Genomic DNA, 24409 nt, shown 5'->3' with positions numbered 1-24409 from the left:
ACTACGGTCGGAAACCGTAGAACGGACAGGTGTCCACTTAGGGTCACCATAGTGGCCCCGCGACGCACCCCCACAACAGAGGCGTCCTCCAGGGACGCACGTCCACCGCCGACCCCTCCTGCGTACAGCGCCCATTCTCCTCGCACCAGAGCAACGCAACTGCGAAAGAAGGCTGTTCATGGCTCCGGCCGACAACTCCGCGTCCAGCACGATCACTCTGCACGTCAACGGGGAGAAGCACACCCTGCCCGTCGATCACCGCACCACCCTGCTCGACGCCCTGCGCGAGCGGCTCGATCTCACCGGCACCAAGAAGGGCTGCGACCAGGGGCAGTGCGGAGCCTGCACCGTACTCGTGGACGGGCGCCGCGCGGTGTCCTGTCTGCAGCTCGCGGTCGCCGCCGAAGGGCGCGAGATCACCACCATCGAGGGCGTCGCCGAGGACGACCGGCTGCATCCCGTGCAGGAGGCCTTCCTCGAACTCGACGGATACCAGTGCGGCTACTGCACCCCCGGCCAGATCTGCTCGGCGCTCGCCGTCCTGGAGGAGCACGCGGCGGGCTGGCCCAGCGCGGCCACCGCGGACGTGCGCCCCGACGCCGGCCCGCCTCCGCTGACCCCGGAGGAGATCAGGGAACGGATGAGCGGCAACCTGTGCCGCTGCGGCGCCTACGGGTCGATCGTGCGCGCGGTCCAGCAGGCCGCCGGGGCGAAGGAGCAGATGGCATGAGGGAGTTCGGCTACGAGCGGGTGCTCGACGTGTCCGGCGCCGTGGCGGTGCTCGGCGCGGACCCCGAGGCACGCTTCCTCGGCGGCGGCACCAACCTCGTCGACCTGATGAAGGCCGGGGTCGAGCGCCCCGCCCGCCTGGTCGACGTACGGGAACTGCCCCTGGACCGGATCGAGTCCACCCCCGACGGCGGGCTGCGGATCGGGGCCACGGTCACCAACAGCGACCTCGCCGCCCACCCCGAGGTGCGCCTGCGCTACCCCGCGCTCAGCCAGGCCGTCCTGGCCGGCGCCTCCGGCCAGCTGCGGAACATGGCGACCGTCGGCGGCAATCTGCTCCAGCGCACCCGCTGCGGCTACTTCACCGACGTCACCAAGGCGTGCAACAAGCGGGTGCCGGGCAGCGGTTGCCCCGCCGTCGAGGGCGAGCACCGCAACGCCGCCGTGTTCGGCGCGAGCGAGCACTGCGTGGCCGTGCACCCGTCCGACATGGGCGTCGCGCTCGCCGCCTTCGACGCGGTCGTCACGTACGAAACCGTCGACGGGCCCGGGGAGTTGGCGCTCTCCGACTTCTATCTCGCCGTCGGCGACACCCCGCACCGGGAGACCGCACTGCCGGCCGGCGCGCTCATCACGGGCGTGGTCCTGCCGCCCGCGCCCGTCGCCGCCCGCTCCCGCTACCGCAAGGTGCGGGAACGGGCCTCGTACGCCTTCGCCATCGGATCGGCGGCCGTCGCCCTCGACGTGCGCGACGGAGTCGTGCACGACGTGCGCCTCGCGTTCGGCGCGGTCGCCTCCCGGCCGTGGCGGGCCCGCGCCGCCGAGAGCGCGCTGCTCGGCGGGCCCGCGACCGGCGAGGCGTTCGCCGCCGCGGCCGACGCCGAACTCGCGGCGGCGAGCCCGCTGCCGCAGAACGGGTACAAGGTGCCGCTCCTGCGCAACCTCGTCGTGGCCATGCTCACCGAACTCGCCGAATCCGACCAGGAGGCCGGCCGATGACCACCACAGCGACGACCACCGGACAACGCTCGGTCGGAGCCGCGCGCACCCGTATCGAGGGCCTGGAGAAGGTCACCGGCAGGGCCCGGTACGCGAGCGAGCTGCCGTTCACCGAACTCGCCCACGGCTGGCTGGTGCTCTCGACGGTGGCACGCGGCCGGATCCGGGAGATCGGCGACGAGGCGGTCGCGGCGATGCCCGGCGTCCTCGCCGTCCTGCACCACCGGAACGCGCCGCGGGTGTCCATCGACTACGTCGGCCAGCTCGGCGCCCCCGACCCCATCCTCGGCGTCTTCCAGGACGACCGGGTGCCGCACGCGGGCTGGCCCGTCGCGCTCGTCGTCGCCGAGACGTCCGAGCAGGCCAGGGAGGCCGCCGAGGCGCTCACCGTCGAGTACGACCTGGAGCCGCACGACAGCGTGTTCCGCGCCGACCACCCCGCCGCCTACACGCCCGAGGCCCAGACGCAGACCAAGGGCGACCTGGAGGCCGAACTCGCGGCGTCCGCCGTGGTCCTCGACGCCTCGTACACCACGCCCGAGCAGCACCACAGCGCCATGGAACCGCACGCGTGCACCGCCCGCTGGGAGGACGGCCGCCTGGAGGTCGTCGACTCCAACCAGGGCAGCATGTGGGTCGCCGACGAGCTGGCCAAGCTGTTCTCGCTCGACCTGTCGGCCGTGCGCGTCCGCTCCGAGCACGTCGGCGGCGCCTTCGGCTCCAAGGGCGTACGGGCCCACCACGTCGCCGCCGTGATGGCCGCGACCCAGCTCCAGCGCCCGGTCCGGGTCTCCATGACGCGCCGTCAGGTCTTCGCGGCGACCGGCTACCGCAGCCCGACCGCGCAGCGCGTGCGGCTCGGCGCGGCCCCCGACGGGCGGCTGCGCGCCTTCGGCCACGAGGCCACCAGCATGACCTCGAACGTGAAGGAGTTCATCGAGTCGAGCGCCGGGTACGCCCGCGCGATGTACCCGGCCGACGCCCACCACACCGTCCACCGGGTGGTGCCCGTGGACGTGCCGACACCGACGTTCATGCGGGCGCCCGGCGAGGCCCCCGGCTCGTTCGCCGTGGAGTGCGCGCTCGACGAACTCGCCGAGAAGCTCGGCATGGACCCGATCGCGCTGCGCGTGCGCAACGAACCCGAGGTGGGCCCGGTCTCGGGCCTGCCGTTCAGCAGCCGCAACCTGCTGGCCTGCTTCGACGAGGGCGCGCGCCGGTTCGGCTGGGCCGAGCGCGATCCGCGGCCCCGCGTCCGCCGCGAGGGCCGGCTGCTCATCGGCACCGGCGTCGCCGCGTCGACCTTCCCCTCCGGGGTCGCCCCGTCCACGGCGTCGGTCACCGCCGAGCAGGACGGCACCTTCACCGTCCGGATCACCGCGTCCGACGTCGGCACGGGCGCGCGCACGGCCCTGTCGTCGATCGCCGCGGACGAGCTGGACGTGACGCCCGACCGGGTCCATGTCCGCATCGCCGACAGCGACTTCGGGCCCGCCTGGGTCTCCGGCGGCTCGATGGGCACCCGCTCCTGGGGCTGGGCCGTCATGGCGGCCGCCCGCGAACTGCGCGAGGCGCTGCCGCTCGCGCCGGGGGAGATCCCGGAGGGCGGCATCACGGTCCGCACGGACACCGCGCGTCTCGTGGCCGAACTGGCGCAGAAGGAACGGCACTCGTTCGGCGCCCAGTTCGCCGAGGTCGCCGTCGACGTCGCCACCGGCGAGGTGCGGGTGCGCCGGCTCCTCGGCGTCTTCGCGGCGGGCCGCATCATCAACCCCCTCACCGCGCGCAGCCAGTTGACGGGCGGCATGACGTGGGGCATCTCCATGGCACTGCACGAGGAGGCGGTGCGCGACGAGGCGTCCGGCGGCCACGTCGGCGCGGACTTCGCTGGCTACCACTTCGCGGCCAACGCCGACATCCCTGCCATCGAGGCGGACTGGGTCGAGGACCCCGACCCGACCGACCCCGTCGGCATCAAGGGCATCGGCGAGATCGGCATCGTCGGCACCGCCGCCGCGATCGCCAACGCGGTGTGGCACGCGACCGGCGTCCGCCACCGCGATCTGCCGCTGCGCCCCGACCGGATCCTGGACGCGGAGACGCGCCGGACCGCGGACCGGGAAGGGCCGCATGCTTGACCTGGCCGCCGAACTGGCCGAATGGGTCGCCCAGGGGCGGGAGTTCGCCGTCGCCACCGTCGTCTCGGTGAGCGGCAGCGCACCCCGCCCGCCGGGCGCGGCCCTCGCCGTCGACACCGCGGGCGAAGTCATCGGCTCGGTCTCCGGCGGCTGCGTCGAGGGCGCGGTCTACGAGCTGTGCGAACAGGCCCTCGCGGACGGCACGCCGGTGCGGGAGAGCTTCGGGTACAGCGACGACGACGCGTTCGCCGTGGGCCTGTCCTGCGGGGGAGTCGTCGAGGTCCACGTCGTCCCCGTCCGCGCCGGTTCCGCGTCCCGTACGACGGTGGAGGCCGCCCTCGCGCTCGCGGCGCGCGGCGAGGCGGTGGCCCTGGCCCGGGTCCTCGACGGGCCCGCGCCGCTGGTCGACTCCGGCGGGCTGCTCCTCGTACGCCCCGACGGGTCGGCGGAGGGCTCCCTGGGCTCCGCCGACGACGCCGGGCTCGCCGCGCAGGCCCGCGCCCTCCTCGACCTCGGGCGCACCGGAGTCTGCGCGGTCCCGGAGAGCTCGGCGCGCTGCGGCGCGGACGTCACCCTGTTCGTCGAGTCGAGCGTGCCGCCCGCCCGGATGATCGTGTTCGGCGCCGTGGACTTCGCCGGGGCGCTGGTGCGCGTGGGCAAGCTGCTCGGGTTCCATGTGACCCTGTGCGACGCGCGTCCCGTGTTCGCGACGCGGGCCCGCTTCCCGGAGGCCGACGAGGTCGTCGTCGAGTGGCCCGACCGCTATCTGCGGGCCACGGCGACCGACGAGCGGACGGTGCTGTGCGTCCTGACGCACGACGCCAAGTTCGACGTGCCGCTGCTTGAGGTGGCGCTGCGGCTGCCCGTGGCGTACGTGGGCGCGATGGGATCTCGGCGCACGCACGCCGACCGGTCGCAGCGCCTGCGCGAGGCGGGCGTGACCCCGCGGGAGCTGTCCCGGCTGCGCTCACCGATCGGCCTCGACCTCGGCGGCCGCACGCCCGAGGAGACCGCGGTGTCCATCGGCGCGGAGATCGTGGCGGTGCGGCGCGGCGGGAGCGGGGCCCCGCTGGTCGCGGGGCAGGGGGCGATCCACACGCAGTGAGGGTGCGGGGGTGCCCGCCTGCGCGAGCGCGGGCCGCCGTCGCCCATGGGCCCGGGTACGGCGGTCCCCGCTTCGGGCGCGGGTCCGGTGCCGGTCAGGCGCCCACCGTGCCGTCGACGCCCTCGCGCAGGAAGTCGGCGTGCCCGTTGTGCCGACCGTACTCCAGGAGCACGTGCACCATCACCATCCGCAGCGACACGTCCTCGCCCCAGCGCGGCTGATGCCCGGCGACATCCAGGGAAGCGGCCTCCCGCTCGATCCGCCGGGACGTCTCCACCTCGGCCTCCCACGCCGTGAACGCCTCGGCGCGGGTCGAGGCGCTCGCGTCGTACGCCGCCTGGAAGTCGACCTCGTCGGACCAGACCATGGGCGCGTCGTGGTCCTCGAACACCCGGCGGAACCAGGCGCGTTCGACCTCCGCCATGTGCCGCACCAGGCCGAGCAGCGACAGCGTGGACGGCGCCATCGACCGCTGTCGCAGCTCCTCGTCCGTCAGGCCCTCGCACTTCATGGCTAGGGTCGCGCGGTGGTAGTCGAGGAAGGCGCGCAGCGTGTCGCGTTCCGTCCCGAAGTGCGGAGGTCCTACCCGGGTGTCGGTGGTCATGAGGTGTCCTTCGTGGTGAGACCTGACGTCGTACGCGCGTCCGGTGACCGTACCGGGTACCGTGCGCGGGGTGCGCAGGGCGGGTGGGCCGAGGCGAGAGGGGCACGCGACGATGCTGGCGTCGGAGGTGGCGCGGGCGGTGCCCGCGGCGAAGGCGATCGCCTCGTCACTCGGCCTGGCGGCCGACGACGCGACCGTCCTCCAGAACTCGAACAAGCTCACGCTGCGGCTGCTGCCGGGCGACGTGCTGGCCCGGGTGGCACCCGCGGCCGACCGGAGCGCCCGGTCCGAGATCGAGCTAGCGCGACGGCTCACCGGGGCCGGCTGCCCGGTCGCCGCCCTCGACCCCAGAGTGGCGCCGGCCGTTCACGAGCGGGACGGCTTCGTGGTCACCCTGTGGACCTACTACGAGTCCGGGGCTCCGGCGGAGATCGGGCCGCGCGACTACGCGGACGCGCTACGGCAGTTGCACCTCGGGATGCGTCGACTGGACGTTCCCGCACCGCACTTCACCGAGCGGGTCGCGCAGGCCCGGAGCCTCGTCGCCGACCGCGAGCGCACGCCCGCGCTCGGCGACGCCGACCGGCGGCTGCTCGGCGACACCCTGGACGACCGCTGCCGGGCGATCACCGGGCGCGGCGCCCCCGAGCAGCTGCTGCACGGCGAGCCGCACCCGGGCAACCTCCTCGCCACCCGGCACGGCCCGCTCTTCATCGACCTGGAGACGGTGTGCCGGGGGCCGGTCGAGTTCGACTTCGCCCACGCCCCCGACGACGTCGCCGAGCACTGCCCGGAGCTCGACCCCGGCTTGTTGCACGACTGCCGGGTCCTGGTGCTCGCGATCATCACGACGTGGCGCTGGGACCGGGACGACCAGTTGCCGGACGGGCGCAGTCTGGGCACGGAGTGGCTGGACCGGATCCGCGCGGAGCCTCCACGCGCCCGTTCGGGGCAGGGCCCGAACGGGCGCCGTTGAAGGCGAGGTCGAGCCCGGGGCCGGCAGCGTTGTCACCCTCCTATCGGGCGAAGTTGGCGGCGATGCGCTGCTGGATGTAGTCGGCGGCGGTGATCGGCGGATAGCGCCGCTGGGGCCCCTCGATCACCGCGTCCCGGTCGGCCTGCGCGAAGAACGCGATGCTGTGGCGCGCCGACCGGTCGTCTCCGGGCCCCGGTGACTTCACCCGGTGGAAGTTGGACGGCAGCCGGTCGTCGCTCCACCGCATCAGCATGTCGCCGATGTTGCAGGTGATGACATCGTCGGCTGGCTCCACCGGCGTCCACTCCTGTGCCTCGGCCTCCTTACCGGGGCACACCTGGAGACCGCCCTGCCCGTTGCGCTGGAACAGCAGCGTCAGACAGTCGAAGTCGGTGTGCGCGCCCGCCCGCCACACGTTCGCGGGGATCTCGGCGTCCTCGGGTACGGCGAAGTAGTGGAGCATCCGCAGCGTCGACTGGTACTGCGTGCTCTCGGGGTCGTGGGCCCGCGCGAAGAATCCTTCCGGCAGTCCCAACTTGTCGGCGAAGCAGCCCAGGACGCGCATCGCGAGGTCCCGGCACCGCGCCTCGAAGGCGAGGGTACGGGCCCGGAAGCCGGGCAGCGCGTCGTCCGGCCACAGCCCGTCCATGTGCGGCCGGGTCACCTGGTACGACTCCTTCTGGTCCGGCGTCCCGACCGACGGCCGGACCTGGGTCATCGACTCCCAGCCGGAGTTGAGCCCCTTCTTCAGGCCGTGCCGCGCCTTCGTCTCCTCCTGGAGCGCGAAGAAGCGGGCCGCGTCGGCGAACGCCCCGTCCACGACGGGCTGTTCGATGCCGTGGTTCACGAGCTGGAAGAAGCCGATGTCGATCGCGGCCGCCCACAGCTCCTCGGTGATCTCGGCCCGGCGGGCGTCGAAGTCGGTGAGGTCGATCCGGCGGATCTCGCGGTCGGAGGTCTCCGTCCCGGCGCCGCCCATCCGGGTTTCCTTGTCCAACTCGGCGAGCTGATAGGTGTTGTTGCTCATCGCGGTTTCGCTCCTGAGGAGTGAGGTCCCACGGGATGCAGTCACCGCCCCTGCGATCCCCACCGCGGACGCACAGAGGTCCGCGGGCACGGTCACGGCGGACCCCGTCCGGGCCCGGCGCCGTGGGCTGGCACGGTCCCCGGTGCTCCGGGGTCGTACGCGATGACCTCACCCTGCCGGGCCCGTGTTTCGTGCGGGGATCGTGCTGTTACGCGGCCGTAAAGGTGAGCCCGGCCGCCAACTCCCGCGCGGGCAGCCGGACATGTTCCCCGTCCCGGACCAGCACCTCGCCGCCGACCAGCACGGCCGCGACGGTCCTGCTGCCCGCACAGGTCAGCAGGGTGGCCCCCGGATCACGGACGGGGAGGCAGGCGTAGTCCCGGTCGAAGCGGTGCAGCACCAGATCCGCCTGCATGCCCACCCGCACCCCGTCGGGCCGCTCCTCCAGACCGAGGACGCGGTTGGCACCGTTCGCGGCCAGCGCGAACATCTCGGGGAACCCCAGCAGATCGGCCTTGCGGTGCGCGGCACGCTGGAGGTACGCGCCGATGCGCAGCGCCTCCAGCATGTCCTGGGTGTCGTTGCTCGCGGCGCCGTCCACCCCGAGCCCGACCCGCAGCCCCGCCTCCAGCATGTCCGGCACCGGGGCGATGCCGGAGCCGAGCCGCATGTTGGACAGCGGGTTGTACGAGACACCGACCCCGTGCCGGGCCAGCGTCGCCCGGCCCGCCGCATCCAGCTCCACACAGTGCACGGCCAGCAGCCGCTCCCACAGGAACCCGGCCCGCTCCAGATACTCGACGGCGCCGACCCCGGCGTGCTCACGGCACATCGCGTCGTCGGTCGTCGTCTCCAACAGGTGCAGGGAGACGGGCAGTTCGCGCTCGTCGGCGTACGCGCGCACCAGCGCCATGCCCTCCGGCGTCAGACAGCGCGGATTGGGCACGGCCACCCCGACCGCCACGCGGCTGCCGCGCGCGGCCCCGATCAGCTCGTCCGTGTGCGCCAGCGCCTCCTTCAGCGGCTGCATGAGGCGTGGATCGAAGCCCCACTTGCGGCTGCCGTCGGCCCGGTCGGCGACCCCGCGGCACAGCACGGCCCGCACCCCGCTGTCCCGCAGCGCCCGCAGCACCGCGTCGTGCACCTCGGGGGAGGGATGCGGCCACATGTGCTCGACGAGCGTGGTCGTACCGCTGCGCAGGGCCTCGGCCGCGGCGGCGGCAGCGGTCCAGTACGCCCGCTCCGGGGTCAGCCGGGCCGCCTCCTCGCCGACGGCGCTCAGCCACGACAGCAGCGGCAGCCCTTCGCCGATGCCGCGCAGCCCGGCCTGGAACAGATGGGTGTGCGTGTTGACGAGACCGGGCGTCAGATGGGCGCCGGATCCGTCGAGCACTCGCTCCCCGTGCGGCAGTTCACCCTTCGGTACGAGCGCGTGGACGCGGCCGTCGACGAGGTGGACGTCCGTTGCCGCGTGCCAGGTGCCGCCGCTGAGGACGGTGACGTCGGTGATCGTGTCGATGGTCATCGCGCGGTTTCCTTCCGGAGGCGGAGCGGGCGGCCCGGTGTGTGGTGGAACAGCAGGTTGAGGAGGAAGGCGACGATGCCGGTGACGGCGATGCCGCTGTCCAGGATCGTGCGCGCGAACGAGGGCAGCGGCGCGTAGAAGTCGGGGGCGCCGACCGGGATCATGCCGAGCCCGAACGCGAGGGCCACCGTCAGCAGGTTGCGGGAGTCGGTGAGGTCGGCCCGGGAGACGATCCGCAGCCCGACCGCGCCGACCGTGCCGAACATGACGAGCGACACCCCGCCGAGCACCGCCCCCGGAACGGCCGCGACGGCCGCGCCGAGCACCGGCACGAAGGCGAGGACGACCATCAGCGCCCCCGACAGCGCCACCACATGGCGGCTCATCACCCGGGTCACGCTGACCAGGCCCACCGACTGCCCGAACGTCACGATCGGGAAGGAGGACAGGGCGCCCGAGACCACGGTCGACGCGCCGTCCGCGCGCAGCGCCCGCACCACGGTCGGCGCGTCGTCGCCGCGCCCCACGATCTGGCCGACGGCGAGGGTGTCACCGACGGACTCGACCATGTTCACCAGCTGCACGACGAGCATCGCCGCGATGGCGGGCACTACGAAGGTGGGCGCCCCGAACGCGGCGGGCTCGGGCACCGTGACGGCGTCCGCCCCGGTCACCCCCGAGCCGTCGAACAGGCCCATCGGCACGGCCAGCGCGGTCCCCGCCGCCATCGCGACGAGCACCGAGAACCGGGCGACGGCGGGCGGCGCGAGCCGTTCCACGAGCACGACCAGGACGACGGTCACGGCGGCGAGCGCGAGCGCCTTCCCACCGCCCTCACCGCCGCTCACCAGCCCGGCCGCGGACGGCACGAGCGAGAACCCGATGACGGCGATCACCGTGCCCGTTACCAGCGGCGGGAACAGGTGCAGACAGCGCCCGAACCAGGGCGCGACCGCCAGCGTCACCAGACCCGACACGATGGTCGCGCCGAACACGGCGGCGAGTCCGTGCTCCTGCCCGATGAGCACCGCCGGGGTGATGGCGGTGAACGTCGACCCCATGACCAGGGGCAGCCGCGCTCCGGCGAAGCCCTTCAGCCCCAGCGACTGGAGCAGCGTGGCCAGCCCGCTCACCAGCAGATTGGCGCTGATGAGGAGCCGTATCCGGTCCTCGGGCAGATGCAGTGCGGTGCCCACGAGCAGCGGCATCGTGGCCATGCCCGCGTACGCGACCAGCAGGTGCTGGAGGCTCAGCGGGACCAGCCGGCGCAGCGGCGGCCGTACGTCCACGGGGTGCGGGCCCGGCGCGGGTGCGACGGCATCGGGGTCGGCGGGGACGTCGGCGGGGACGTCGGCGGGGGCGTCGGCGCGCGCGGAGACAGCCATCGTTCCTCCCTGAAAGCTCGGTGGAAGACGGCTGGTTCGCGCCCGGGACCGCGAACGGCCCGGCGCACACCGGCCGTTGCAGCCATGACCGGTGTGCGGGTGACGGTAGGCAGCGGGTGTTTCGAGGGCGTTGCCGTGAGGAAACCGCCGCCGACCGCGCGTCCCGCATCCGTCCCGGATTGGTCCAGACCCATTGACGAAAGGTCTGGACCTCTTTACCGTGCGACATGCTCGCGACAACCAGACACCCGTACCCCCACCCCCACCCCCACCCCTGTCCGGCGTTCAGCGACCCCCACGGGAGCCCCCCATGTCCTTCCGTCCCCGTACCCCCCGCCTCCTCGCCGCCGCCCTCACCGCGGCAGCGACCGTCACCACCCTCCTCGTCACCGCGCCGGCCGCCCCCGCCGCCGACACCTGCGCGACGAAGCCGAGACCGTCCGGCAAGGTCCTCCAGGGCTACTGGGAGAACTGGGACGGCGCCGCCAACGGCGTGCACCCGCCCTTCGGCTGGACCCCCATCACCGACCCGGCGATCGCCCAGCACGGCTACAACGTCATCAACGCCGCCTTCCCCGTGATCCGCTCCGACGGCACGGCGCTGTGGGAGGACGGCATGGACACGGGCGTGAAGGTCGCGACCCCGGCCGAGATGTGTCAGGCCAAGGCCGCGGGCCAGACGATCCTGATGTCGATCGGCGGCGCGACGGCCGGGATCGACCTCAACTCCACGACGGTCGCGGACCGTTTCGTCGACACGATCGTCCCGATCCTGAAGCGGTACAACTTCGACGGCATCGACATCGACATCGAGACCGGCCTCACCGGCAGCGGCAGCATCTCCCAGCTGTCCGCCTCCCAGTCCAACCTGATCCGGATCATCGACGGCGTCCTGGCGCGGATGCCGGCCGGATTCGGTCTGACGATGGCCCCCGAGACCGCCTACGTCACCGGCGGCAGCGTCACCTACGGCTCGATCTGGGGCGCGTACCTCCCGATCATCAAGAAGTACGCGGACAACGGCCGCCTGTGGTGGCTCAACATGCAGTACTACAACGGGTCGATGTACGGCTGCTCCGGCGACTCCTACTCCGCCGGCACCGTCCAGGGCTTCACCGCGCAGACCACCTGCCTGAACAAGGGACTCGTCGTCCAGGGCACGACCATCAAGGTGCCCTACGACAAGCAGGTGCCGGGACTGCCCGCACAAGCGGGCGCCGGTGGCGGCTACATGACGACCGGTCAGGTGGCGCAGGCCTGGAACACGTACGGCGGTGCGCTGAAGGGGCTGATGGCCTGGTCGATCAACTGGGACGGGTCCAAGGGGTGGACCTTCGGCAACAACGTGAAGGGGCTGACGAAGTGACGGGGCTGACGGTGTGAAGAGGCTGACGGCGTGAAGAGGCTGACGGCGTGAAGAGGCTCTAGCCGCCGGTCCCCGCCGCCTCGCTCCGGCGCACGCGCCGCGTCATGACGGCGGCGGGGACGGCGACCGCCACCAGGACCGGCGCCGCGGCCAGGATCCCGAACCAGAGGAAGAGGGCGAGACAGCCGTAGGCGCCGGACCCGCCGCCCGTCACCGTGTCGGCCTGCGAGACGAGCACGAGGCTGGTCACGGCGGCGACGGTCATGACACCCCCGACGGTGAGCGCGAACCGCGTGAGAAGGGTGGCCCGCCGCCGGTAGCCGGCACTGATCTCCTGGTCCCGCGGCGGCGCGCAACCCCACCGCGGACCGGTCCTCTGGTCAGACATGGGGCCCAGTTCTACTGTGCGCGACCCCGCGCCCGCCACTTGAACGGCGGGAGTGCACATCCTCTGACGGCCGGTCAACTCCCTTATGCGCCAACGGTATGCGCGACCGGACAAGGGTGCTTCAGGCGGTGAAGGCGGCGCCCGTCGGGCCGTCGGCGTCCGGGGCGGGGTCGGCCGGGCCGAGCGGCTCGCCCTCCCACAGCACGCACCGCCAGCCGGTCTCCGGCGAGCCGTCGAGGACGACGACGCCGGTGTTGGAGAGCGGGTGGGACGCCGAGTGCGCGACGTCGATGTTCTCGGCGCGGGCCGCGACCCAGGTGCGGATGGCCGCGCCGTGGCTGACCATCGCCACCGTCCGTGCCCCGGACCCGGCCGCCTCGGCGACGACGGCGTCGAAACGTCCGAGGGCCTCGATGCCGTTCTCCGCGCCCGGAATCCGCCGCTCGACGTCACCGTCCGCCCAGGCGAACGCGGTCGTCATGTAGATGTCCGCGGCCTCGTCGTCGCCGCGCATCTCCAGGTCACCGGCGATCAGCTCCCGCAGCCCCTCGCGCACCACGGGCTCCAGGCCCCGGGCCTCGGCCAGCGGCGCGGCGGTGAGCTGGGTGCGCAGCAGCGTCGAGACGTACAGCGCGTCGATCTCCTCGCCCGCCAGGGCCTCGGGCAGCGCGGCGGCCTGCTCCTGCCCGAGCGGGGTGAGGCCGGGGCCGGGCACCGCGGTGTCCAGAAGATGCTTGAGGTTGGACGGGGTCTGGCCGTGGCGGATGAGGATCAGACGCATGTGGGGCGGGCCTCCAGGTCTCCGGGGATGTCCAGTGCGATCTCTCCACTGTGCCACCCGCCGTGCCGGAACGGCCCGCCCCCTGCCCCGCTGAGCAGGTACTACTTGTCGCCCTCGCGCATCGGCACGCGCACCCCGCGCTCGTCGGCGACCTCGGCCGCGTGCTCGTAACCGGCGTCGACGTGCCGGATGACACCCATCGCCGGGTCGTTGGTGAGGACACGCTCGATCTTGCGGGCGGCCAGCTCGGTGCCGTCGGCCACGCACACCTGACCGGCGTGGATGGAGCGGCCCATGCCGACGCCGCCGCCGTGGTGCAGGGAGACCCAGGAGGCGCCCGAGGCAGTGTTGACCAGGGCGTTCAGGAGCGGCCAGTCGGCGATCGCGTCCGAGCCGTCCTTCATGGCCTCGGTCTCGCGGTACGGGGACGCCACCGAGCCCGAGTCGAGGTGGTCGCGGCCGATGGCGACCGGCGCGGACAGCTCGCCGGAGGCCACCATCTCGTTGAACTTCAGGCCCGCGAGGTGGCGCTCGCCGTAGCCCAGCCAGCAGATACGAGCGGGCAGGCCCTCGAAGGAGATCCGCTCGGCGGCCATGTCCAGCCAGCGGTGCAGGTGCTTGTTCTCCGGGAACAGCTCCTTGATCGCCTTGTCCGTCTTCGCGATGTCCTCCGGGTCGCCGGACAGGGCGGCCCAGCGGAAGGGGCCGAGGCCCTCCTCGAACAGCGGCCGGATGTGCGCGGGCACGAAGCCGGGGAAGTCGAAGGCGCGGTCGTAACCGGCCTTGCGGGCCTCGTCGCGGATCGAGTTGCCGTAGTCGAAGACCTCCTTGCCCTGGTCGAGGAAGCCGACCATGGCCTCCACGTGCAGGCGCATCGACTGCCTGGCCTTCTCGGTGAACCCGGCCGGGTCCGCCTCGCGCTCCTTGTCCCAGTCCTCGACCGAGATCCCGACGGGGAGGTAGGCGAGCGGGTCGTGGGCCGAGGTCTGGTCGGTCACGATGTCGATCGGTGCGCCCCGGCGCAGCAGCTCGGGGAAGACCTCCGCCGCGTTGCCGACGACGCCGATGGACAGACCGCGGCGCTCGTCGCGGGCCTTGACCGCCAGCTCCAGGGCGTGGTCGAGGTTGTCGGCCTTGACGTCCAGGTAGCGGGTGCCGATACGGCGGTCGACGCGCGACTCGTCGACGTCGACGCAGATCGCGACGCCCTCGTTCATCGTCACGGCGAGCGGCTGGGCGCCGCCCATGCCGCCCAGACCGGCGGTCAGGGTGATCGTCCCGGCGAGGGTGCCGTCGAACTTCTTGCGGGCGACGGCGCCGAAGGTCTCGTACGTGCCCTGGACGATGCCCTGCGAACCGATGTAGATCCACGACCCGGCCGTCATCTGGCCGTACATCGTGAGGCCCTCGGCCTCCAGCTTGCGGAACTCCTCCCAGTTGGCCCAGTCGCCCACCAGGTTGGAGTTGGCGAGCAGCACCCGCGGCGCCCACTCGTTGGTCCGCAGCACACCGACCGGCTTGCCCGACTGGACGAGCAGGGTCTCGTCGTCCTTCAGCGTCTTCAGGGTGCGCACGATCGCGTCGTACGCGTCCCAGGAGCGGGCCGCCTTGCCGGTGCCGCCGTACACGACGAGCTTGTCCGCGTGCTCGGCCACCTCGGCGTCGAGGTTGTTCATGAGCATCCGCAGGGCGCCCTCCTGCTGCCAGCCCAGGGTGTTGAGCTCGGTGCCGCGCGGGGCGCTTACGGGACGGGGGCCGGAGCCGGTCATGAGTCCTCCAGGAGAGCCGGTGTCCCCGACGGTACGGGGCACCGGCGGGGAACGGGTGGATCACCGCCCCGGACGGGGGACGGCTCGTGCTCTGCCATCACAGAAGACGGCGGGGAGTCGGACCAGTACGACCGCGCACATGTCTCGGATCCGAGACTGCTTCCCTCGCGGCGCTCAGGCGGGGGAGTGACCGAGCATCGCCGCGGTGAGCCGGGCCGCCGCGCGCCGCAGCCGATCCACGATCTCGTCGACCGAGTGGTGCCCCGCGGCCCGCCGCCAGGTCGTGGACAGCGCGGCGGCGGGCTGCCCGAGGTGGTCGAAGGCGGGCACCGCCAGCGAGCGCATCCCCTCGGTCACCAGACCGACCTCCTCCGACCAGCCCCGCTCCCGCTCCACGGCGAGGCCGCTCCGCAGCTCGGCCGGGGTGCGCGGACCCCGGCCCGTACGGGTGATCAGCGGGCCCGAGGGGAAGAGCGCGCGGACCTGGGCGGGCGAGGAGTGGGCGAGCAGGGCGCGGCCGTTCGCCGTGAGGTGCGCGGGCAGCCGGACGCCGACGTCGGTGACGAGATCCGGCGCGGGCTCCGGGGCGTGCGAGGCCGACGGCAGCTCCTTGAGCAGATAGACGCTCTCCGCCCCGTGCAGCACCCCGAGGTGCACGGTCTGGCCCAGCTGCTGGGCGAGCGTGCGCACGAGCGGCCGGGCCAGCCGCTCCAGGGGCTCGTGTCGCAGATAGGCGGAGCCGACCTCGAAGGCGGAGACCCCGAGCCCGTAGAGCTGGCCCTCCGGGATGTACGTGACGAATCCGCGGTCCACCAGCACGGTCAGGATGTGATAGACGCTGGAGCGCGGAATCCCCAGGTCGGCGGCGAGCGCCGGAGCGCGCACGGGGCCCGGCCTGCCGGACAGGTGGAGCAGGATGTCCAGGGCGCGGCCGACGGCCGGGGAGGCGCTGGTGGGCATGGGTGCGGCACGGCCTTTCAGACGGGGCCTCACGACGGGGGCTGCCTGGCGCCGACCCTACGTCCGACGGCGACGATCCGGGAAACCGCCGACGGGCGGCGCGCCGGGCCGCGTAGCGTGCGGACGTGGATCTCTTCTCACGTACCTGGGCGGACCTGCTCGCGGCGGTCGGGGACCTGGCGGACGAGGACTTCGCGCGGCCGTCCGGCTGCGCCGGCTGGCTCGTCCGCGACCTGGTCTGCCACCTCGTCATCGACGCGCAGGACGTACTGATCACCCTGGTCACCCCCGCGGACACCGCACCGACCCGGGACGCGGTGACCTACTGGACCATCGACGACCACCGGCCGGGAGAGGACGATCCCCTCGCCGCGCTCACGGTCCGGCTCGCCGCCGCCTACGAGGACCCGGGCCTGCTCAGGTTCCACCTCGACGACGTCGGCTCCGCCGCCGGGCGCGCCGCGCGGCTCGTGGACCCGGCGCTGCCGGTCGGCACCCGCGACGAGGTGCTGACCGCGGGCGACTACCTCGGCGCGTACGTGCTGGAGTGGACGCTGCACCACCTCGACCTCGTCGCCGGCCTGCCCGACGCGCCCCGGCCGTGCGCCGAAGGACTCGCCAGGGCGCGGCAGTTGCTGGAGGCGATCGCCGGAGCGCCGCTGCCCGCCGCGTTCTCCGACACCGACGCGCTGCTGCTCGGCACCGGGCGGCGCGCGCCGGACGAGGCGCAGCGGGCGGCGCTGGGCGAGGTGGCGGACCGGCTCCCGGTGATGCTCGGTTAGGGCCTGTCCGGCGGATCCTGTCCCGGGCACGGGACAGGCCCTGGGCGGGCCGGACGAGCGCGTCCGCGGCGGCCGGACACACGGCGAACGAGCGGGGGGAGAGGCACGGACGGCGACATGGGGGCTGGTGGTCGAGACCACCGTCGGCACCGGGGACCGCAGGCCCCCGGCAGACGTTCGGCTCGCGGTTCACCGTGGCCGAGCTGATGGAGGACTCGGCGGCGCCGCTGCCCGGGCCCGTGCCGGAATCCGAGCCTCCGCGGCCGGAAGAGGCACCCCGGCCCGACCCGGTCGTGCGCCACAACGAGGACGGCATCCCGGTGAAGCCGTCCTGGCTGGGCCGCACCGATCTGTCCTGACGCCCGCTCCACCGGTTGAACGGTGCAACTTCCCGGCATCAGGAAGGCGTAAAGATTGCCGGAACACGGCAATGCGCCGTACGCCGGTGCCGGGACAGGATGAGCGCGGCAGAAACGGGGGCCGGGCCCCGGTGCCGCACCTCGGAAACGAGGTCCGGCGCCGGGGCGGAGCCGAGCGCGGCGGTGAAGGGGGCGTAGGAATGGGGGAGTTCCTCACGGCCGGCTCCGGAGCGGACGCGGGTATGCGCGCGGCGCGCCCGACGGACCGCATCGCTCCCGATGAACCGGGGCCGTCGTCGCACGGCTCCGGCGCGATCACTCACCCGGTCTCCGCGTAAGCGGTTCCGGGCGCCGGCAGGGTGTGCGGCACGGCCGCCTCCGACCGCGTTCTCTCATCTTCTTCTCGGGGTGCCGTCGGCCCCCGGATCCAAAGGATTCCACCATGGATGCCACCACCATGGGCATCGGCGTGTCCGTCGTCGCTGTCCTGATCGTCCTCGTCGTCCTGCTGCTGGTGTTCACCAGACTGTTCCGCAAGGTGGAGCAGGGCAAGGCGCTCATCGTCTCCAGGATGCGCAAGGTGGACGTCACCTTCACCGGGCAGGTCGTGCTGCCCGTCCTGCACAAGGCCGAGGTCATGGACATCTCGGTGAAGGTCATCGAGATCACCAGGACCGGCCGCGACGGCCTGATCTGCCGGGACAACATCCGCGCCGACATCCGGATCTCGTTCTTCGTGAAGGTGAACAAGACCGTCGACGACGTCATCCGGGTCGCCCAGTCGGTCGGCACCGCGCGTGCCAGTGACGTGAAGACGCTCCAGGAGCTGTTCCACGCGAAGTTCTCCGAGGCGCTCAAGACCGTCGGCAAGGGCATGGACTTCACCGACCTCTACACCAAGCGCGAGGAACTCCGCTTCAAGATCATCGAGGTCATCGGGGTCGACCTGAGCGGCTACCACCTCGAGGACGCGGCGATCGACTACCTGGAGCAGACGCCGCTCAGCCAGCTCGACCCGCACAACGTCCTCGACGCCCAGGGCATCCGCAAGATCACCGAGCTGACGGCGATCGAGCACGTCAAGACCAACGAGTTCCAGCGCACCGAGGAGAAGGAGATCACCCGGCAGAACGTCGACGCCCGGGAGACCATCCTCGAACTGGAGCGCCGCCAGGCCGACGCCGAGATCAAGCAGAAGCGGGAGATCGACACCGTGCGGGCCCGCGAGGAGGCCGAGACCGCGCGGGTGGTCGAGGAGGAGCGGCTGCGCGCCCAGGGGGCCTTCCTCGCCACCGAGGAGAAGCTCGGCGTGCAGCGCGAGAACCAGGCCCGCGAGGTCGCCGTCGCGCAGAAGAACCGCGAGCGGGTCATCGCCGTCGAGAACGAGCGCATCGAGAAGGACCGCCTCCTGGAGGTCATCGCCCGCGAGCGCGAGACGCAGCTGACGAAGATCGCCGCCGAGAAGGAGGTCGAGGCGGAGAAGCGGGAGATCGCCGAGGTCATCCGCGAGCGCGTCGCCGTCGACCGCACGGTCGCCGAGCAGGAGGAGTCCATCAAGAAGCTCCGCGCGATCGAGTCGGCCGAGCGCGACCGGCAGGCCGTCGTCATCGCCGCCGAGGCCGAGGCGCAGGAGAAGCTGGTCAAGGACATCAAGGCCGCGGAGGCCGCCGAGCAGGCCGCCACGCACCGCGCCGCCGAACGGCTCACCCTCGCCGAGGCCGAGCTGAAGTCCGCCGACCTCCAGGCGCAGGCCAAGGTCAAGCTGGCCGCGGGCATCCAGGCCGAGGCGGCCGCCGCCGGTCTCGCCGACGTCCAGGTGCGCGAGCAGGAGGCCGACGTCATCGAGAAGGCCGGGCGCGCGGAGGCCGAGGCGACCGGGGCGCGGCTGCGTGCGGAGGCCGAGGGAGGCAGGGCCAAGGCCCTCGCGGAGGCGGAGGGCGGCCGGGCCAAGGCCCTCGCCGAGGCCGAGGCCATCTCCGCCAAGCTGAAGGCCGAGGCCGAGGGCATCAACGAGAAGGCCGCCGCCATGGCCGCCCTCGACGACGCCTCGCGCGGCCACGAGGAGTACCGCCTGCGGCTCCAGGCCGAGAAGGAGATCCGGCTCGCCGGGATCGACGTGCAGCGGCAGGTCGCCGAGGCGCAGGCCACCGTCCTCGCCACCGGCCTGGAGAGCGCCGACATCAGCATCGTGGGCGGCGAGTCCGTCTTCTTCGACCGGCTGATGTCCTCGATCGCGCTCGGCAAGGGCATCGACTCCTTCGTCCAGCACTCCGACACCGCGCAGGCCCTCGCCAAGCCGTGGCTGGACGGCTCGTCGAGCTTCACCGACGACCTGTCGAAGATCCTCGGCTCCGTCTCCACGGCCGACGTGCAGAACCTCACCGTCTCCGCGCTGCTGATGAAGATGATGCGCGACGGCGGCGAGCAGTCCGGACAGCTCCGCGAACTCCTCGACAAGGCGAGCCAGTTGGGCGTGGCCGATCTGCCGCTCGGCAAGCTGAACGGCGTGCACCACGCCTGACCGCACAGACCGGCCGGGGCCGCCGTACGGGGGTCGGCGGTCCCGGCCGCACCACACTCGAACTGAGCGTGCATCACGCAGGAAAGGACGCCACGCATGGAGACCGGCACGGCCCGGGCGGCCGACGGCCCCGACGCGGGCACGTACGAGGTGCTGCGCGACCGGCTCGCGGCGCAGGCCCGCGAACTGGCGTCCCGCGCGGGCGCGCTGAACGACCGGCGCGGCACCGCGTTCGGCTCCACGGAGCTGACGCTCACCGGCAGCGCCGCCCTTCGCACCGATGCCCCGCGCCTGGCCCGGGACATCGCCGCCGTCGGCGGCGTCCTCCTCGTCGGCCTGCGCGACGTGCTCGGCACCGAGCCGCCCGGCGTCGGCGACATCCTCACCCTGCACCGCCCCGGCGGCGACCTGGAGCGGCTGCCCGAGGACGCCGTGCCGGGACTGCTCGACGACCCGGCGTTCCGCGCCGAGTTCGCCACCCTCTTCCGCTACTACCGCGACAGCAGGCTCCTCGAACTCCGCCTCGTCGACGGCAAGTTGCTCGCCGTCTTCCAGACCGGCGACAAGGCCGACGACATCCGCGTCCTGCGCTGGGAACTCGACACCGCGGGCGGCGCCCGCTTCCTCGACGCGCGCGGCGACCGCGACGACGTCCGGCCGCCCGCCCACGACATCACCTGGCAGCCGACGACCCGCGAGGACCACGTCCTCGGCCGCCACCCGCACATCGCGATCCCCGGCGGCGAGATCTGGGTCTCCACGGTCGGCGGCAGCCTCACCGTCAAGACCGAGGACGACACCGAGACCGGCGACGGCATCCACGCCGAACCCGTCGACGAACCCCTCCAGTCGCTCGCCGACGCCGCCGTCGCGCACGCCCGCGTCGGCCCGCTGATCCTGCTGCGCGTGCGCCCCTACAAGGAGGAGACCGACCGCCACCTCGTCTTCAACACCCTCACCAAGTCCGTCGTCCGCCTCGACGGCATCGGACAGGCCTGCCGGGTGCTCCCCGACGAGCAGGGCGTCGTCTTCCCCGGCGGCTACTGCCTGGCCACCGGCGCCCACAAGACCTTCGACGCCGTCGACACCACCGGCCTCGCCCACGAGCGCACCGTCCGCGCCCCCGGCGGCGAGGACGTCCTCTACGTCTTCCGGGCCCGCGCCGCCGGCCGCACCCTGCTGCTGCCCTACCACCTCATCCGCAAGGAGATCGCCACCCCGCTCACCGGCCGCGGCCACGCCCTCCTCGACGACGGCACCCTCGTACTGCTGCGCGACGCCGCCACCGACGAGCCCGGCAGGACCCACCCGGTACAGACCTGGGCGACCCCCTTCACCGCCGACACCCACGACATCGCGGCCGGCTCCGCGGACCCGGAACTCGCCCGGATCGGCAACGCCGACCTCGTACGCGGCATCGCCGACTGCCTGTCCCTCGTCCACACGGTCCAGGAAGCCGCCGCCACCCCGACCGCCACCGCCTACGAGGCCCTGGCCGCCGCCTGCGAACGCGTCACCGACACCTTCCCCTGGCTCGCCGACACCGGCGAACTGCGCGCACCCGTCGACGAGTTGCGCTCCACGGCCGCGCGGATCGTCACCGAGTACGAGACCGTGCGCGCCCTCACCAAGAAGGCCGCCGACGCCTTCGACGAGACCGCCGCCCACCTCACCACCCTGGTCCGCCGGATCCGCGGCGAGGCACCGCGCAGCGCCCACGAATGGGTCGAGCGGCTCACCGAACTGCGCCGCGCCCAGGGCCGCCTGCTCACCCTCAAGGAACTGCGCTACGCCGACGTCGAACGCATCGACGCCCTCGCCGCACAGCTCGCCACGGACCTCGCCTCCGCGGGCGCCCGCGCCGTCGCCTTCCTCGCCAGGCCCGACGCCCTCGCCGCCCACCACGCCGGCCTCGACCGGCTCACCGAGCAGGCCGGACAGCTCGCCACCACCGCCGAGGCCGCGCCGCTCGCCGAACGCGTCGCCGAACTCGCCGAGCAGCTCCAGACCGTCACCGATGTCGTCGGCGGCCTCGACATCGACGACGCGACCGTACGGGCCGACGTCCTGGAGCGCATCGCCGAGGCCCTCGCCGGGGTAAACCGGGCCCGCGCCACCCTCGACGCCCGCCGCCGCGAACTCGCCGTCCACGAGGGGCGGGCCGAGTTCGCCGCCGAGTTCTCCCTGCTCGGCCAGGCCGTCACCGGCGCACTCGCCGCCGCCACCACGCCCGAGGGCTGCGACGATCAGCTCGCCCGCCTGCTGCTGCGCCTGGAGAACCTGGAAGGGCGCTTCGCCGACAGCGACGACTTCCTCGCCGACCTCGACGCCCGGCGCGTCGAGATCCACGAGGCGTTCGCCGCTCGCAAGCAGACCCTCGCCGACGCCCGCGCCCGGCACACCGAACGCCTCGCCACCTCCGCGCAGCGCATCCTGGAGACCGTCGCCCGGCGCCTCGCCGACCTCGGCTCCCTCGACGAGATCAGCACGTTCCTGGCCTCCGACCCGATGGTCGCCAAGGTCCGCCGCACCATCGAGGCCCTGCGCGAACGCGACGACCAGGTCCGCGCCGACGAACTCGACGGCCGCCTCTCCGTCGCCCGGCAGGACGCCCTGCGCGCCCTGCGCGACCGCACCGAGCTGTACGCCGACGGCGGCACGGCCCTCCGGCTCGGCCGGCACCGCATCGCCGTCAACACCCGGCTGCCCGAACTCGCCCTCGTCCCGCACGGCGACGACGGCATGGCGTACGCGCTCACCGGCACCGACTACCGCGCCCCCGTCGACGACCCCGCCTTCGCCGCGCTCCGCGCCCACTGGGGCCAGTCACTGGCCTCCGAGAACGCGGACGTGTACCGCGCCGAACACCTCGCCGCCCGTCTCCTCGCCGAGCGCGGCGCCGAGGACCTGCTCGCCCAGGACGACCTGCCGGCGCTCGTCCGCGCCGCCGCCGAGGAGGCGTACGACGAGGGCTACGAACGCGGTGTCCACGACCACGACGCCACCGCGATCCTCACCGCGCTGCTGCGGCTGCACACCGGCGCAGGACTGCTCCGCCACACCCCGGCCGTCCGCGCCGCCGCCCAGCTCTTCTGGGCGCACGCGACGACCGGGACCCAGCGCGCCCAGTGGACCCGGCGGGCGGTGTCGCTGGCCCGCGCCCACGACACGTTCGGCCTCGCGCCCGCGATCGACGACTGGTGCGCGGAGGTCGCCGAACGCCTCGGACCCGGCCCCGCGGACGCCGGGCACGTCGCCGCCTACCTCTTCGAAGAACTCACCACCGGCCCCGACGGCTTCGTCACCGCCACCGGCGCCCGCACCTTCCTCGACAAGTTCCGCCGTGCCGTCGACAGTTCGGCCTACGAGGACGACCTCGCCGCCGTCGGCGACCTCGGCGCCCGCCGCTCGCTCGTCGAGGCCTGGCTGACCGCGTACGCGACCGCCGTCGGCGACGACGCCGGTGAGCTGCCGGAGGCCGTCGCGCTCGAACTCTGCCCGGACCTCCCGCGCCACGACGCCGACGCGCCGCTGACCGCCACCGTCGAAGGGCTGCTCGGCACCCACCCGCGGATCGACGGCCGGCGCCTCACCTTCCGCCTGGACGAACTCCTCGCCCGCACCCGCGACTTCCGCGAGCACACCGTCCCCGGCTTCCGCGCCTACCAGCGGCTGCGCACCTCGCTCGTCGCCGCCGAACACGACCGGCTGCGGCTCGCCGACCACCGCCCGCGCGTCCTGCCCACCTTCGTCCGCAGCCGCCTCGTCGACGAGGTGTACCTGCCGCTCATCGGCGACAGCCTCGCCAAGCAACTGGGCACCGCGGGCGGCCTGTTGCTGCTGATCTCGCCGCCCGGCTACGGCAAGACGACCCTCGTCGAGTACGTCGCCGACCGGCTCGGCATGCTCCTCGTCAAGGTCGACGGACCGGCCCTCGGTCACGACGTCACCTCCCTCGACCCCGCCGAGGCCCCGAACGTCACCGCCCGCCAGGAGATCGAGAAGGTCAACTTCGCGCTGGAGGCGGGCAACAACGTCCTGCTCTACCTCGACGACATCCAGCACACCTCGCCCGAACTGCTCCAGAAGTTCATCGCCCTGTGCGACGGACAGCGCCGCATGGACGGCGTGTGGAACGGCGAACCGCGCAGCCACGACCTGCGAGGCAAACGGTTCGCGGTGTGCATGGCCGGCAACCCGTACACCGAGTCCGGCCACCGCTTCCGCATCCCCGACATGCTCGCCAACCGCGCCGACGTGTGGAACCTCGGCGACGTCCTGACCGGCAAGGAGGAGGCGTTCGCGCTGAGCTTCGTCGAGAACGCGCTCACCGCGAACCCGCACCTGGCCCCGCTCGCCGGCCGCGACCGCGCCGACCTCGACATCCTGCTGCGGCTCGCCGCCGACGACCCGACGGCCCGCGCCGACCGGCTCACCCATCCCTACGCCGCGGCCGAGACCGAGCGGATCGTCTCCGTGCTGCGCCATCTGCTCGCGGCCCGCGACACGGTCCTCGCCGTCAACGCCGCCTACATCGCCTCGGCGGCCCAGTCCGACGACGCCCGTACCGAACCGCCCTTCCTGCTCCAGGGCTCGTACCGCAACATGAACAAGATCGCCGCCCGTATCGACCCCGCCATGAACGCCGCGGAACTCTCCGCCGTCCTCGACGACCACTACACCGGCGAGGCCCAGACCCTCACCTCCGGCGCCGAGGCGAACCTGCTCAAGCTGGCCGAACTGAGCGGCCGGATGAGCGCCGATCAGGAAGACCGCTGGGCCGAGTTGAAGGCCGCCCACGTCCGGGCCCGCGCTCTCGGCGGCGCCGACGGCGACGACCCCGTGGTCCGCGCCGTCGCCGCCCTCGGCCTGCTCGCCGACCGGGTCGCCGCCGTCGAGTCCGCCATCACCCGGGCCACCGGCACCGCGGCGCCGCACCCGCCCCGGCCGTGAACGGGCGAACCGCGGGCCCCCGCACGATCGTCTCCGTCGACG

At 73.1% G+C, this 24409-nt stretch carries 18 protein-coding genes; 10 read left to right on the top strand and 8 right to left on the bottom strand.

The window, feature by feature from the left end; translation table 11 throughout:
• Positions 1-178: 178 nt before the first annotated feature.
• Genes ABII15_RS04695 through ABII15_RS04680 form a run of 4 tightly spaced genes read left to right on the top strand, consistent with a single transcriptional unit; the run spans position 179 to position 4971 of the window.
• Positions 179-730: a 2Fe-2S iron-sulfur cluster-binding protein gene (locus ABII15_RS04695; protein ID WP_353941002.1), complete on the top strand. Its 552-nt coding sequence runs from the start codon at positions 179-181 to the stop codon at positions 728-730.
• A complete protein-coding gene (locus ABII15_RS04690; RefSeq protein ID WP_353941001.1) occupies positions 727-1728 on the top strand; it encodes a xanthine dehydrogenase family protein subunit M in 1002 nt (333 codons plus the stop codon). Before ABII15_RS04695 ends, ABII15_RS04690 begins: the two co-directional genes overlap by 4 nt.
• Positions 1725-3866, top strand: coding sequence for a xanthine dehydrogenase family protein molybdopterin-binding subunit (locus ABII15_RS04685; RefSeq protein ID WP_353941000.1), 2142 nt, complete (start codon positions 1725-1727; stop codon positions 3864-3866). The genes ABII15_RS04690 and ABII15_RS04685 overlap by 4 nt, the downstream gene beginning before the upstream one ends.
• The gene (locus tag ABII15_RS04680) at positions 3859-4971 is read left to right on the top strand and encodes an XdhC/CoxI family protein (protein ID WP_353940999.1); all 1113 of its coding nucleotides are present in this window, start codon (positions 3859-3861) and stop codon (positions 4969-4971) included. The genes ABII15_RS04685 and ABII15_RS04680 overlap by 8 nt, the downstream gene beginning before the upstream one ends.
• 94 nt (positions 4972-5065) lie before the next feature.
• Here ABII15_RS04680 and ABII15_RS04675 read toward each other — a convergent pair whose 3' ends face one another.
• Entirely contained in the window at positions 5066-5575 is a 510-nt protein-coding gene (locus ABII15_RS04675) for a DinB family protein (protein WP_353940998.1), read from the bottom strand.
• A 112-nt stretch (positions 5576-5687) separates the two neighbouring features.
• Between ABII15_RS04675 and ABII15_RS04670 the strand changes: the two genes are divergently transcribed.
• A complete protein-coding gene (locus tag ABII15_RS04670) occupies positions 5688-6551 on the top strand; it encodes an aminoglycoside phosphotransferase family protein (protein ID WP_353940997.1) in 864 nt (287 codons plus the stop codon).
• Between the two features lie 40 nt (positions 6552-6591).
• Here ABII15_RS04670 and ABII15_RS04665 read toward each other — a convergent pair whose 3' ends face one another.
• From ABII15_RS04665 to ABII15_RS04655, 3 genes are all read right to left on the bottom strand, one after another.
• Positions 6592-7578, bottom strand: coding sequence for a 2OG-Fe(II) oxygenase family protein (locus ABII15_RS04665; RefSeq protein ID WP_353940996.1), 987 nt, complete (start codon positions 7576-7578; stop codon positions 6592-6594).
• Between the two features lie 208 nt (positions 7579-7786).
• A complete protein-coding gene (locus tag ABII15_RS04660; protein WP_353940995.1) occupies positions 7787-9103 on the bottom strand; it encodes an amidohydrolase family protein in 1317 nt (438 codons plus the stop codon).
• Complete coding sequence (locus ABII15_RS04655; RefSeq protein WP_353940994.1) at positions 9100-10488, bottom strand: nucleobase:cation symporter-2 family protein; 1389 nt, start codon at positions 10486-10488, stop codon at positions 9100-9102. The genes ABII15_RS04660 and ABII15_RS04655 overlap by 4 nt, the downstream gene beginning before the upstream one ends.
• Before the next feature lie 310 nt (positions 10489-10798).
• Here ABII15_RS04655 and ABII15_RS04650 point away from each other — a divergent pair, with 310 nt between their 5' ends.
• A complete protein-coding gene (locus ABII15_RS04650; protein ID WP_353940993.1) occupies positions 10799-11854 on the top strand; it encodes a chitinase in 1056 nt (351 codons plus the stop codon).
• A gap of 58 nt (positions 11855-11912) precedes the next feature.
• Here the strand turns inward: ABII15_RS04650 and ABII15_RS04645 are convergent, their stop codons facing one another.
• The 4 genes from ABII15_RS04645 to ABII15_RS04630 all read right to left on the bottom strand — a co-directional run bounded on the left by ABII15_RS04645 (position 11913) and on the right by ABII15_RS04630 (position 15752).
• Positions 11913-12242 carry a hypothetical protein gene (locus tag ABII15_RS04645; protein ID WP_353940992.1) on the bottom strand — a complete coding sequence of 110 codons (330 nt, stop codon included), beginning with the start codon at positions 12240-12242 and terminating at the stop codon, positions 11913-11915.
• A gap of 121 nt (positions 12243-12363) precedes the next feature.
• Entirely contained in the window at positions 12364-13023 is a 660-nt protein-coding gene (locus tag ABII15_RS04640) for a histidine phosphatase family protein (protein WP_353940991.1), read from the bottom strand.
• 101 nt (positions 13024-13124) lie between these two features.
• Entirely contained in the window at positions 13125-14792 is a 1668-nt protein-coding gene (hutU, locus tag ABII15_RS04635; protein WP_353940990.1) for a urocanate hydratase, read from the bottom strand.
• 174 nt (positions 14793-14966) lie between these two features.
• Complete coding sequence (locus ABII15_RS04630; RefSeq protein ID WP_353940989.1) at positions 14967-15752, bottom strand: IclR family transcriptional regulator; 786 nt, start codon at positions 15750-15752, stop codon at positions 14967-14969.
• A 125-nt stretch (positions 15753-15877) separates the two neighbouring features.
• On the opposite strand from ABII15_RS04630, the gene ABII15_RS04625 reads away from it, so the two are divergent.
• The 4 genes from ABII15_RS04625 to ABII15_RS04610 all read left to right on the top strand — a co-directional run bounded on the left by ABII15_RS04625 (position 15878) and on the right by ABII15_RS04610 (position 24367).
• On the top strand, positions 15878-16534 hold the full coding sequence (locus ABII15_RS04625) for a maleylpyruvate isomerase N-terminal domain-containing protein (RefSeq protein ID WP_353940988.1): 657 nt from the start codon (positions 15878-15880) through the stop codon (positions 16532-16534).
• 194 nt (positions 16535-16728) lie between these two features.
• A complete protein-coding gene (locus ABII15_RS04620) occupies positions 16729-16893 on the top strand; it encodes a hypothetical protein (protein WP_353940987.1) in 165 nt (54 codons plus the stop codon).
• A gap of 442 nt (positions 16894-17335) precedes the next feature.
• The gene (locus ABII15_RS04615; RefSeq protein ID WP_353940986.1) at positions 17336-19414 is read left to right on the top strand and encodes a flotillin family protein; all 2079 of its coding nucleotides are present in this window, start codon (positions 17336-17338) and stop codon (positions 19412-19414) included.
• A 96-nt stretch (positions 19415-19510) separates the two neighbouring features.
• Positions 19511-24367, top strand: coding sequence for a DNA repair ATPase (locus ABII15_RS04610; RefSeq protein ID WP_353940984.1), 4857 nt, complete (start codon positions 19511-19513; stop codon positions 24365-24367).
• Positions 24368-24409: the final 42 nt, after the last annotated feature.

Origin of the sequence: Streptomyces sp. HUAS MG91, from assembly GCF_040529335.1 — a bacterium.
GTDB lineage: Bacteria > Actinomycetota > Actinomycetes > Streptomycetales > Streptomycetaceae > Streptomyces > Streptomyces tabacisoli.
Note: the sequence above shows the minus strand (reverse complement) of the source record. Positions and strands in the feature narration are given on the sequence as shown.

Excerpts from the sequence above, each read along its gene's own strand:
- ABII15_RS04695 (WP_353941002.1), top strand. The coding sequence starts at position 179 with ATGGCTCCGGCCGACAACTCCGCGTCCAGCACGATCACTCTGCACGTC.
- ABII15_RS04690 (WP_353941001.1), top strand. The coding sequence starts at position 727 with ATGAGGGAGTTCGGCTACGAGCGGGTGCTCGACGTGTCCGGCGCCGTG.
- ABII15_RS04685 (WP_353941000.1), top strand. The coding sequence starts at position 1,725 with ATGACCACCACAGCGACGACCACCGGACAACGCTCGGTCGGAGCCGCG.
- ABII15_RS04680 (WP_353940999.1), top strand. The coding sequence starts at position 3,859 with ATGCTTGACCTGGCCGCCGAACTGGCCGAATGGGTCGCCCAGGGGCGG.
- ABII15_RS04675 (WP_353940998.1), bottom strand. The coding sequence starts at position 5,575 with ATGACCACCGACACCCGGGTAGGACCTCCGCACTTCGGGACGGAACGC.
- ABII15_RS04670 (WP_353940997.1), top strand. The coding sequence starts at position 5,688 with ATGCTGGCGTCGGAGGTGGCGCGGGCGGTGCCCGCGGCGAAGGCGATC.
- ABII15_RS04665 (WP_353940996.1), bottom strand. The coding sequence starts at position 7,578 with ATGAGCAACAACACCTATCAGCTCGCCGAGTTGGACAAGGAAACCCGG.
- ABII15_RS04660 (WP_353940995.1), bottom strand. The coding sequence starts at position 9,103 with ATGACCATCGACACGATCACCGACGTCACCGTCCTCAGCGGCGGCACC.
- ABII15_RS04655 (WP_353940994.1), bottom strand. The coding sequence starts at position 10,488 with ATGGCTGTCTCCGCGCGCGCCGACGCCCCCGCCGACGTCCCCGCCGAC.
- ABII15_RS04650 (WP_353940993.1), top strand. The coding sequence starts at position 10,799 with ATGTCCTTCCGTCCCCGTACCCCCCGCCTCCTCGCCGCCGCCCTCACC.
- ABII15_RS04645 (WP_353940992.1), bottom strand. The coding sequence starts at position 12,242 with ATGTCTGACCAGAGGACCGGTCCGCGGTGGGGTTGCGCGCCGCCGCGG.
- ABII15_RS04640 (WP_353940991.1), bottom strand. The coding sequence starts at position 13,023 with ATGCGTCTGATCCTCATCCGCCACGGCCAGACCCCGTCCAACCTCAAG.
- hutU (WP_353940990.1), bottom strand. The coding sequence starts at position 14,792 with ATGACCGGCTCCGGCCCCCGTCCCGTAAGCGCCCCGCGCGGCACCGAG.
- ABII15_RS04630 (WP_353940989.1), bottom strand. The coding sequence starts at position 15,752 with ATGCCCACCAGCGCCTCCCCGGCCGTCGGCCGCGCCCTGGACATCCTG.
- ABII15_RS04615 (WP_353940986.1), top strand. The coding sequence starts at position 17,336 with ATGGATGCCACCACCATGGGCATCGGCGTGTCCGTCGTCGCTGTCCTG.
- ABII15_RS04610 (WP_353940984.1), top strand. The coding sequence starts at position 19,511 with ATGGAGACCGGCACGGCCCGGGCGGCCGACGGCCCCGACGCGGGCACG.